Source organism: Glutamicibacter sp. BSL13 (assembly GCF_052928425.1).
The window spans coordinates 1-9776 of record NZ_JAVGCZ010000099.1 but is presented as its reverse complement, the minus strand read 5'-3'; the positions used below and the strand labels follow the sequence as shown (position 1 = coordinate 9776).

General features: G+C 66.0%; 10 protein-coding genes and 1 pseudogene. 4 read left to right on the top strand and 7 right to left on the bottom strand.

Going from position 1 to position 9776, the window contains the following annotated elements; genetic code table 11:
- Positions 1 to 1329, bottom strand: a 1329-nt coding sequence (gndA, locus tag RCJ92_RS13390; protein ID WP_446754807.1) for an NADP-dependent phosphogluconate dehydrogenase, incomplete at its 3' end; no start/stop codon positions are given.
- Positions 1330 to 1532: 203 nt separating this feature from the next.
- Between gndA and RCJ92_RS13385 the strand changes: the two genes are divergently transcribed.
- Positions 1533 to 2264: a FadR/GntR family transcriptional regulator gene (locus RCJ92_RS13385; RefSeq protein ID WP_446754806.1), complete on the top strand. Its 732-nt coding sequence runs from the start codon at positions 1533 to 1535 to the stop codon at positions 2262 to 2264.
- A gap of 11 nt (positions 2265 to 2275) precedes the next feature.
- Here the strand turns inward: RCJ92_RS13385 and RCJ92_RS13380 are convergent, their stop codons facing one another.
- The 3 genes from RCJ92_RS13380 to RCJ92_RS13370 all read right to left on the bottom strand — a co-directional run bounded on the left by RCJ92_RS13380 (position 2276) and on the right by RCJ92_RS13370 (position 5111).
- A complete protein-coding gene (locus tag RCJ92_RS13380; RefSeq protein ID WP_446754805.1) occupies positions 2276 to 2950 on the bottom strand; it encodes a phosphatase PAP2 family protein in 675 nt (224 codons plus the stop codon).
- A 161-nt stretch (positions 2951 to 3111) separates the two neighbouring features.
- Positions 3112 to 4524, bottom strand: a complete 1413-nt coding sequence (locus RCJ92_RS13375) for a GntP family permease (protein ID WP_446754804.1) — start codon at positions 4522 to 4524, stop codon at positions 3112 to 3114.
- A 68-nt stretch (positions 4525 to 4592) separates the two neighbouring features.
- Complete coding sequence (locus RCJ92_RS13370; RefSeq protein WP_421015445.1) at positions 4593 to 5111, bottom strand: gluconokinase; 519 nt, start codon at positions 5109 to 5111, stop codon at positions 4593 to 4595.
- Positions 5112 to 5477: 366 nt separating this feature from the next.
- Here RCJ92_RS13370 and RCJ92_RS13365 point away from each other — a divergent pair, with 366 nt between their 5' ends.
- Positions 5478 to 5738, top strand: coding sequence for a GlsB/YeaQ/YmgE family stress response membrane protein (locus tag RCJ92_RS13365; protein ID WP_343833013.1), 261 nt, complete (start codon positions 5478 to 5480; stop codon positions 5736 to 5738).
- A 243-nt stretch (positions 5739 to 5981) separates the two neighbouring features.
- Positions 5982 to 7340: a hypothetical protein gene (locus tag RCJ92_RS13360; protein ID WP_446754803.1), complete on the top strand. Its 1359-nt coding sequence runs from the start codon at positions 5982 to 5984 to the stop codon at positions 7338 to 7340.
- A 51-nt stretch (positions 7341 to 7391) separates the two neighbouring features.
- On the opposite strand, the gene RCJ92_RS13355 is transcribed toward RCJ92_RS13360, so the two are convergent.
- The gene (locus RCJ92_RS13355) at positions 7392 to 7688 is read right to left on the bottom strand and encodes a transcriptional regulator (RefSeq protein WP_446754802.1); all 297 of its coding nucleotides are present in this window, start codon (positions 7686 to 7688) and stop codon (positions 7392 to 7394) included.
- Positions 7681 to 8334, bottom strand: a complete 654-nt coding sequence (locus RCJ92_RS13350) for a hypothetical protein (RefSeq protein ID WP_446754801.1) — start codon at positions 8332 to 8334, stop codon at positions 7681 to 7683. The genes RCJ92_RS13355 and RCJ92_RS13350 overlap by 8 nt, the downstream gene beginning before the upstream one ends.
- A gap of 272 nt (positions 8335 to 8606) precedes the next feature.
- Between RCJ92_RS13350 and trhA the strand changes: the two genes are divergently transcribed.
- On the top strand, positions 8607 to 9302 hold the full coding sequence (trhA, locus tag RCJ92_RS13345) for a PAQR family membrane homeostasis protein TrhA (RefSeq protein ID WP_396278459.1): 696 nt from the start codon (positions 8607 to 8609) through the stop codon (positions 9300 to 9302).
- 86 nt (positions 9303 to 9388) lie between these two features.
- Here the strand turns inward: trhA and RCJ92_RS13340 are convergent.
- Positions 9389 to 9776: pseudogene (locus RCJ92_RS13340) on the bottom strand (MFS transporter); the annotation flags it as partial.

Sequence of the window (9776 nt, the reverse complement as noted above, 5' to 3'; positions counted from 1 at the left end):
GCCCTGGGTCAGCGCGGCCGGCAGGCGGTCGCGACGCAGGCCGTCGTAGTAGGCCAGCGAGGAGGAGAACACCGGGGCCGGGATACCCAGCTGGGCGGCCACGGCCACCACGCGGCGCCAGGCCGGAACGGCCTTGCCGATCGCCTCGGTGAAGGCCGGGGTGAACAGCAGGTTAGCCGGGCTGGTTTCACCCTTGTAGGCGGCCATGATGTCCTTGAGCAGGGCGGCGCGGATGATGCAGCCTTCACGCCACAACCCGGCGATCTCGTCCAGCTTCAGCTCCCAGCCGTATTCGCCGGCGGCGGAGGTGAGCATGTCCAGGCCCTGGGCGTAGGAGACCAGCTTGGAGGCGAACAGCGCCTGGCGCACGTCCTCGACGAAGTTCTCCTGCAGGTTCACCTCGGCGGTGTGCCCCTGGAGCACTTCCTGGCCCACGGCGCGAATTTCGCGCTGCGAGGACAGCGAGCGGGCGAACACGGATTCGGCGATGGCCGAGACCGGCGAGCCCATGTCCAGGCCGGACTGCACGGTCCAGCGTCCGGTGCCCTTCTGCCCGGCGGAGTCCTGGATGACATCCACCAGCGGCTTGCCGGTGGCGGCATCGGTGTGCCCGAGGACCTCGGCGGTGATTTCAATCAGAAAGCTGGAAAGCTCGCCCTGGTTCCAGTCGGCGAAGATCTTGGCCTGCTCGGCCGGTTCGATGCCCGCGGCGTGGCGCATCAGGTCGAAGGCTTCGCCGATGACCTGCATGTCGGCGTATTCGATGCCGTTGTGCACCATCTTCACGAAGTGCCCGGCACCGTCGGTGGAGATCCAGGCGCAGCACGGGGTGCCGTCATCGGCCTTGGCCGCGATCTTCTCCAGCATCGGGCCCAGGGTTTGGTAGGACTGCTTGGAGCCGCCGGGCATGATCGAGGGGCCGAGCAGGGCGCCTTCCTCACCGCCGGAGACGCCAACGCCCACGAAGTGCAGGCCCTTTTCGGCCAGCGCGGCTTCGCGGCGGCGGGTGTCGGTGTAGTGGGAGTTGCCGCCGTCGATGATGATGTCATCCTCATCCAGCAGCGGCACCAGTTGGTCAATGACCGAGTCGACCGGGGCGCCGGCCTTGACCATGATCATCACCCGGCGAGGGGTTTCCAGATTGGCCACCAGCTCTTCGAGGGTTTCGGTGCGGATGAACTGGCCTTCCTCACCGTGCGCCTCCAGCAGCGCATCGGTCTTGCCGATCGAGCGGTTGTGCAGGGCAACGGTGTATCCGTTGCGGGCGAAGTTCCGGGCGAGGTTTGCGCCCATCACGGCCAGACCTGTGACGCCAATCTGTGCAGGCATAAAATCATTTCTCCAATATGTAACCGGAAAGGTGCGCCGTCATCGCCGGGCACCTTCCGTGCCCGCACGGCTTCGTGACGTTTTTGATTCTACCGCTCGGGCGGGTCAATACCCAGAGGCGCCGCCCACTTAAATCTGATTTATTTGCCTTGCGGTGCCCTGAGGTGGGGGTTTTGGGCGCATCGCTTGGATATGATGAGGCAATGGCTACCAGTCTGCATGCCCACGTGGTGGAGCACCTCGGCTCACGAATTGTCAGCGGCGTCATCCCCGCGGACACGATCCTGCTTGCAGCCGACCTGGAGCAGCAGCTGAAGGTTTCACGCTCGGTGATCCGCGAGGCCGTGCGCGTGCTCGCCCAGTGCGGTTTGGTGACCAGCACCAAGCGGGTGGGCATCCGGGTGCAGGGCCCGAGCAAATGGAACCCGTTCGATTCACTGGTGATCCGCTGGCGCCTGGCCAGCAACCAACAGGGCGTGCAGCTGCGCTCGCTGACCGAGCTGCGCATCTCCGTGGAGCCGATGGCCGCCGAGCTGGCCGCCCAGTACTCCCCGGCCGAGTTCCGCGAGGAGCTGATGACGCTTTCGGCGCAGATGAACCACTACGGCCGGATCGGGGACCTGCGCCGCTTTTTGGAACTGGACATCCGCTTCCACGCGGTGCTGCTGGCCGCCTCCGGCAATGAAATGTTCGCGAACCTGGCCATCCCGATCGGTGAAACCCTGCGCGGGCGCACCGACCTGGGCCTGATGCCCGAACGCCCGCACGAGGAGGCCCTGGCCTGGCACCAGGCGGTCGCCGACGCGGTGTCCAACCACGATGCGCTGGCCGCGCGCCAGAATATGGAGAACATTATGCGCCGCACCCACAGCGAGATCTGCGGGATCTGGGACGGGCAGGAACGTCTGTTCATCGACCCAGCCGGTCCCCGCTAGCACTTTCTGCCCTAGCGCTCGGCCACCGCGACGGATTGGGCCTCGCGCAGTTCGGCCGGTGTCGCGAGGCGTTCGATCAACGGCCGCAGCAGCACCAGGCACACCAGCACCACCAGCACCCCGAGCGCCAATCCGGCCAGCACGTCATGCAGGTAGTGGGCGCCGACCGCGACCCGGGAGAGCGCAATCAGCCCGGCGGCCGGGGCCACAATCCACAAGAGGCGCGGCACCGCCATCACGCAGGCGGTGGCGAAGGCCGCGGCGATCACCGAATGGTTTGAGGGCCAGGACCATGAACCGGCCTCCGGGCACGCCAGCACCGTGACCACTTCCAGGGTCCGGCAGGGGCGCTCCTCGGCCACCAGAAGCTTGATCCCCTCACTGGCCGCATAGGCCAGGATGACCCCAATCCCGGCTCCGGCCAGGCGCCAGAAGGCCGCCCGATCCGTCGCCCAGCCCCAGAGCGCCACCGCACCGGTGAGCACCACCAGGGCCACCAGCCCCGGCTCGGTGATCACCGCGGCCACCTGCCCCAGCGCCGGAAACTGCGCGGCCGCCCCGGAAATGCCACAGTAGATCGGTTCCCTGAAGGCATAGGAGGCGAAACCGGCCAACGCCAGCAGGAGCAGCATCAGCAGGGTCGGTTTCAGGGCCGGCAGTGACAGGTGGGGATGCTTCGAACTCATGGATCACGAGTATACGGAGTCGGTACTGCCCCACCCGCCGGTCAGTGGCGCGGGCATGGCGCAGGTGATGCCAAGCGGCCCGGGGCCTTAACGCCGGCGGCCGGTCCCGGCGCAACCGCTGTTGCGCTGGAACCGGCCGTCGGAAACGGGGCGTGGTGTTGCTAGGCGAGCATGGTCGCCACGCCGTAGAGCACCATCGCGAAGATGAAGCCTACGCCACCGACCAGGGCCTGGCCCACGGTCCACACCTTCAAGGTGGTGGGCACGTCCATCTGGAAGAAGCGCGAGACCAGCCAGAAGCCGGAGTCGTTCACGTGGCCGGCGAACACCGAGCCGGCGGCCAGCGCCAGCACGATGGTGGCGACCTGGAAGGCGCTCAGGTCCGCGCTGTCCAGCACGGCCGGCTGCACGATGGCCGCGGCGGTGGTCAACGCCACGGTGGCCGAACCCTGGGCCAGGCGCACCACGGCGGCGATCAGGAAGCCGGCCACGATCAGCGGCATGCCCACCTGCTCCAGCGAGTCGGCGATCGCGTTGCCGATGCCGCTGGCGCGCAGCACGCCGCCGAACATGCCGCCGGCGCCGGTGATCAGGATGATCGAGCACACCGGGCCCAACGCCGAGTCCACGACGGTCTCGATCAGGGTCTTGTCCTTGTTCTTGCGGAAGCCCAGCAGGTACATGGCCAGCAGCACCGAGATCATCAGCGCGACCGGGGTTTCACCCAGCAGGCGCAGCCACTGCACCCACATTGCCTCGGGGTCCACCACGCCGGCGGTGCCCAGCATGTTCAGCCCGGTGTTCAGGAAGATCAGCACCAGCGGCAGCAGCAGCAGGCTGAAGACGGTGCCCACCGACGGGGAGGACTTGAACTCGTCCTTGTCATCCGCGCCCAGCGCCGCGTTCAGGATGTCTGGCACGGCCACGTTGAAGCGCTTGCCCACGAACTTGCCGTACAGGTGACCGGCGAAGAACCAGGTCGGGATCGCCACGATCAGGCCGAGCAGCAGCACCAGCCCGACGTTCGCGTTCAGCAGGCCGGAGGCGGCCACAGGACCCGGGTGCGGGGGCACGAAGATGTGCATGACCGAGAACGCGGTCGCCGCGGGCACCGCGTAGAACAGCAGCGAGCCGCCCAGGCGGCGGGCAACGGTGAAGATGATCGGCAGCATGACGACCAGGCCGGCGTCGAAGAAGATCGGGAAGCCGAACAGCAGCGAGGCAACCGACAGCGCCAGCGGGGCGCGCTTCTCACCAAAGCGGTCGATCAGCCAGGTGGTCATGATCTGGGCGCCGCCACTGGTTTCCAGCATGCGCCCGAGCATCGCGCCCAGGCCCACCAGCAGGGCCACACTGGCCAGGGTGCCGCCGAAGCCGGAGGTCAGTGTACCGATGATTTCACCGGCCGGGATGCCTGCGGCCACGGCGGTCAGCAGGCTGGTGAGCACCAGCGCGATGAACGCGTGGACACGGAAGCGGATGATCAGCACCAGCAGCAGGGCGATGGCCGCCACCGCCAGACCCAGCAGCGCCGGGGTACTCAGCGTCCAATTCAGGACTAGGTCAGTGTTCATTGTCGTCCTTGATCAATGGTTGGTAAAAGGGGTCGACACGTCGACCCCGCAGGGTGGGCCGGCGCCGGCTAGCGGTTATCCAGGCCCAGTTCGCCCAGGATGTAGGCAACGATTTGCTGGGGGGTTTGGTTGATGTCCACGCTGATGGCGTGTTCATCGGGGTTGGGAACTTCCAGCGTGGTCAGCTGGCTGGTCAGCAGCGAGGAGGGCATGAATTCGTGTTCGCGCGCGTCCATGCGCCCGCGGATCAGTTCCTTGCCCCCGACCAGGTGAATGAAACGGGTTTCCGGCTCGTGCGCGCGGATCGCGTCCCGGTAGGAGCGCTTCAGCGCCGAGCAGGCGATGATGACCGGCTGGCCGTTGGCGTCGCGCTCGGCCAGGCGCTGGCCGATGATTTCCAGCCAGGGTGCGCGGTCGGTGTCGGTCAGCGGGATCCCGGCACCCATTTTGTCCTTGTTGGACGAGGGGTGCAGGCCGTCCCCGTCGATGAATTCCACACCCAGCCGCTGGGCCAAAAGTTCGCCGATGGTCGACTTGCCGCATCCGGATACGCCCATAATGACCATGGGCATGACCTGCTGTGTCATCTCTTCACTCCGTTGTGTTCCACTAATGTCAGACTTAAGTCAAAAACTCACGTCTTAAATCTGATTTATTCAGACTAGGCCTGCCCCGCAGGGGTGTCAAGCATCACCGGCAGCGCCGGGAACCAGGTGGCTTTCAGCAACTACGGACTTTGTGGTCTAACCCGAGGTTCACTAGGGGTTTGAATGGCCGGAGGACTGATTATTAACCTTCAACTACACGTTCAAGATTTGAAGGATCCGGCGCGGCACGAAAAGATGCTAAATATTTCCCAAGAAGTGCTTTGACTTCGGAGAACGAGCACGTAGTCTCACCACTAAGTGGATCAAAACCGACCACTACAAACATTCAGACCAGTGGGGTGAACCATGGGATTTCTTGGATGGATCGTATTGGGATTGATTGCCGGCGCCATCGCCAAGGCGATCAAGCCAGGTGAACAAGGTGGCGGTTGGCTCGTCACGCTGCTGCTCGGCGTCGTAGGCGCCATCGTCGGCGGCTGGATCGGCTCTGCCGTCTTCGGAGTGGGCATCAACGAATTCTGGTCGTTGTCCACATGGCTCCTCGCCATTGGCGGTGCCCTGATCGTCTTGATCATCTGGGGTCTACTGACCCGCAAGAGGGCCTAACCGCCTCACTTGCTTGGCCTCGGCCCATTAGGGTCCCAGGTCCGCTGGCCCGTCGTTTCCGGATACTTTTCGGAAGCGGCGGGTTTCGCGCGTTAAGCGCGTCTTTTTCCCGGCAGATGCGACCGCCCCTTCCCGGCCCTCGGCGCTCGGACGCCGCCACCCTTCACCGCCCTCGACCCAGCTCCTAGAATGGGCCGACGGCACACTCCTGCGCCACCATCGCGCAGGTGAAGGGGTGGTGAGATGACCAGGGTTCTGTTTATCCCCGGCATGGGCGTGCGCGGCGCCGGAATCGATGACTACTTCGCCAAGCTCTCTGCCCACTTGAACCGGATGCGTTCGGGGTACACGCTGCATGCCTGCCGTTGGGGCGATGCCGTGGGCGCCAACCTCCTGGCCGGCGGGATATCCGTGCCCGGAGCCGAACCCGATACTCCATCCCTGGAAACAGCCACCTCCGAGAGCCTGACGAACGCCTCGACGCGAATGGAACCGGCGTTTGGCTCACTGCTGGTTCAGGCGTTGGCGCAGCGGAAGTCGGCGACGGCGCAAGCCCTGGCAGACCAGGACGGGGTGGTCCTTGATCCGCGGCAATTGCATGTCCAGTTGTGGGAGCTGCTGGACTCCGATCCCCTGCTGGAGCTGGAGGCGCTCTCCCACCGCCACCAGGACGGCACGCAACCCGGAACCTCACCAGAACGCGGTACGGGATCGGGCCGCGGCGAATCCCGGGATCCAGGTGATTTGGCGCGGCTGCTGGGTGCCGGGCTGGAACCGGATACCGAGCTGAGCCGATCGCTGCGCGATGCCGGTTTGGAGTCCACGGCACTGGCGGCAGCCACCGAACTGGTGGCCAGTGACTCCTTCAGCCGTTTTGGCCGGGCCGCGCTCCCGGCCGCCGAACACGCCCAGGGGCTGGCCCGAGCATTCACCGCACTGGCCCTGCGGCACCGGGATGGGCAGCTGGGCAGCTATGCGGCGGTGGACGGGGAGCACCGCCGGGCCATTGAGGGGCAGGCAGCAGCGGTACTGCTGGCCCGGGAACTGGCCGAGCACAGCGAGTCCACCGTGACCAGCGCCCTGCTGGAATTGGTGCTGGGCTTCGCCACCTGGTGGGCGGTCAAGCGTCGAGTGCAGCTGACCAGGGAGGCGGCTCCCGCCGTGGGAGACGTACTGAAATACCTGGCGCGCGGCGAGGACCTGCGTCAATTCATCCGCCGACAAATTTTGGACATCGGGGACCAGGAGCTCATCATCATTGCCCACAGTCTGGGCGCCGTGGCGGTAATGGACCTGCTCCTGGGCGAACCCCTGCCCCAGGTGAAACAACTCATCGCGGTGGGCTCGGCATCGGGGCTGCTTTTTGAGCTCGATGCGCTGCCTGCCGGGCGTTTTGCCCCCGACTACCAGCTGCCCGCGGATTTCCCGCCCACCCATTTCATCTACGACGATCGAGACTTCCTGGCCTACCGCAGTGCCGGGCTGTTCGGCGCGAAGGCCAGCGACCACCAGGTGGATAACGGGGTGGCGTTTCCCCGCAGCCACGGCGCCTACTTCAACAACGAGCAGTTCTATGCCCTGCTCCAGGACCTGCTCCCCTAACCGACCTCAGGGATAGACCGACCTCAGGGATTGAACGTTCCCCCGAACGCATCAGCCGGTGGATTCCAGGAGCTTGCGCAGCTGTCGCTTGTAGGTGGCGAACGCGTTGCGGCCCTCCTGGCTCAACCCGATGTACGTCACCGCGCTTCGTCCCTCTAGGACCTTCTCCACGCTCACATAACCGCTGCCTTCCAGCTTGCGCAGGTGGGTGGCCAGGTTGCCGGAGGTCATCTGCAGCAGTTCCTGCAGGCGGGGAAAGGCGATGCTGTCCCCCACGCCCAGCGTGTTCAACACCGTCATGGTGCGCAGTCGCGCCTGGGCGTGGATCACCGGGTCCAGCTCAGACATGGCCCACCTGCAGCACCGGACCGGACACCAGTGCCGGACGGGCGGCCAGGAGCACTCCGATCAGCATCATGCCCAGCCCGCCGAGGGCGCCGACCAACAGGTGGTGCGGGGACGGCAGGGCCAGGGAGAGCAAACCCACCAGCAGAATCCAGCCACCGGTGACCAGCTGCGCCCTGTCGTTCCAGATCAACGCCCCGACCGCGGCCAGTGAACCGATCACCAGGCAGGCGGCGGCCAGGGCGTAGGAGGCCAGTCCCGCCGCATCCAGCCCCGCGGCCGCCAGGCGCCATCCCAGCAGACCGGCCAGGATAAAGCTCAGGGCGAAGCAGTTGCCGTAGACGGCGCCCTGGATCATGCTCGGTCCGCGCGTGCCCTGGGCCCTGCGGGCGGAGTGGACCGCCGAGAACACGATGGCGCCGGCCACCAGAATCCCGGTGACCAGGCCCGCCAGCCGCAGCGGCAGCAATGGCTCGGCGCCCGGGATGAAGGCCAGGTAGAAGGCCAGAAACCCCAGCAGCCACACCGCTCCCCACAACAGGTAGAGCAGGCTGGTGTTCGGGCCCATGGCCCGTTGGGTACTGGCGCTTAGTTCATCAATGCCGCGCAGGATGGCGGCGGGTTCCAGGTGGCTCTCGTGGGCGTCCATGGTGAACCATTCCCTTGCTGGGTGTCGAAATACGCGGCGCGCTGCCAAGCCGGAGTCCTTTTCACAAACTTCTGACTTTCCAGTGGCAAGCACTTTGCATTACAAAGTTAAAGATATCACCGAAGCGATCCCGGCGGAAGGGGTGGGCAGGCGCTGCCCCACGGCTTGCCGCCCGGCGTTCGTCAAAGACGCACACTGTGCGCTCACAGACCGGTGAAATATACTCAACCGTAGGGTTTCGGCCTTCCGCCCCGGCCCGTCAAGGAGTGATCATGAGCGCCCAGTCCTCGCATGCCAACCGCCCACTTCCCACGCCCTCTGGCATCCCACGACCGGTCTTCGGCACCGAACGTACCCGGTGGCGGGGCACCCTGCACGCCTGGACCACGCCGCTGTCCATCATCATGGGGCTGCTGCTGGTGTTGCTGGCCAATGGCACGGCGGCCGAATGGACCGCCGCGGTCTTCGCCCTGACCTCAATCCTGCTCTTTGGCACCTCGGCGATCTACCACCGCGGGAACTGGAGTGCCCGGCAGACCGCATGGCTGCGCCGGGCGGACCACGCGAACATCTTCCTGCTGATCGCCGGCACCTACACGCCGGTGGCGTGGCTGATCCTGCCGCTGAAGCAGGCGATCATCGTGCTGAGCATCATCTGGGCCGGTGCCCTGCTGGGCGTACTGGTGCGCACGCTGTGGCCCGGCGCCCCGCGCTGGCTGTCGGTGAGCCTGTACATCCTGCTGGGCTGGGGCGCGGTCATGTACCTGCCGGCCTTCTTTGCCGCCAGCCCCGCGGTGATGATCCTGATCATCATCGGCGGCCTGTTCTACACCGTGGGTGCGGTGTTCTACGCGCTCAAGCGCCCCAACCCGCTGCCCACCGTCTTCGGGTTCCACGAGCTCTTCCACGCCTGTACCGTCCTGGCCTACCTGTGCCACTGGACCGCGGTGCTGCTGGTGGCACTGTAAGAACCCGCAGACTCTCCGGACACGAAGAACGCCCCCGAAAAACCGCTTGATGGTTCTTCGGGGGCGTTCTGCTTGCCGGGGCGGGGCTACTGCTGCGCGTACTTGCGCCGGGCGAAGCCCAGCCCGATCAGCGAGATCATCGCGATGGCCATGTAGTACAGGCTCGGGGCGTCCAGGGATCCGGTCACGCTCAGCAGCCAGGTCAGCACCAGCGGGGCGATGCCGCCCAGCAGCGTCACCCCGATGTTGTAGGTGACCGACAGGCCCGAGCCGCGGATCGCGGCCGGGAACAGGTTGGAGAGCAGGGCCGGCATCGGTCCGAAGTAGAAGGACATGATCACGCCCAACAGCGCGATCACCACCACCATCACCGGCACGGTCGGGGTGGAGGTCATCAGCCGGAACAGCGGCCAGGCCAGCACCAGGGCGGCGATCGCCGCATAGGTCATCACCCTGGCCGGGCCGACCCGGTCG

Coding starts and splice junctions, on each gene's coding strand:
- RCJ92_RS13385 (WP_446754806.1), top strand. CDS start 1,533: ATGGCTACCAGTCTGCATGCCCACGTGGTGGAGCACCTCGGCTCACGA.
- RCJ92_RS13380 (WP_446754805.1), bottom strand. CDS start 2,950: ATGAGTTCGAAGCATCCCCACCTGTCACTGCCGGCCCTGAAACCGACC.
- RCJ92_RS13375 (WP_446754804.1), bottom strand. CDS start 4,524: ATGAACACTGACCTAGTCCTGAATTGGACGCTGAGTACCCCGGCGCTG.
- RCJ92_RS13370 (WP_421015445.1), bottom strand. CDS start 5,111: ATGACACAGCAGGTCATGCCCATGGTCATTATGGGCGTATCCGGATGC.
- RCJ92_RS13365 (WP_343833013.1), top strand. CDS start 5,478: ATGGGATTTCTTGGATGGATCGTATTGGGATTGATTGCCGGCGCCATC.
- RCJ92_RS13360 (WP_446754803.1), top strand. CDS start 5,982: ATGACCAGGGTTCTGTTTATCCCCGGCATGGGCGTGCGCGGCGCCGGA.
- RCJ92_RS13355 (WP_446754802.1), bottom strand. CDS start 7,688: ATGTCTGAGCTGGACCCGGTGATCCACGCCCAGGCGCGACTGCGCACC.
- RCJ92_RS13350 (WP_446754801.1), bottom strand. CDS start 8,334: ATGGACGCCCACGAGAGCCACCTGGAACCCGCCGCCATCCTGCGCGGC.
- trhA (WP_396278459.1), top strand. CDS start 8,607: ATGAGCGCCCAGTCCTCGCATGCCAACCGCCCACTTCCCACGCCCTCT.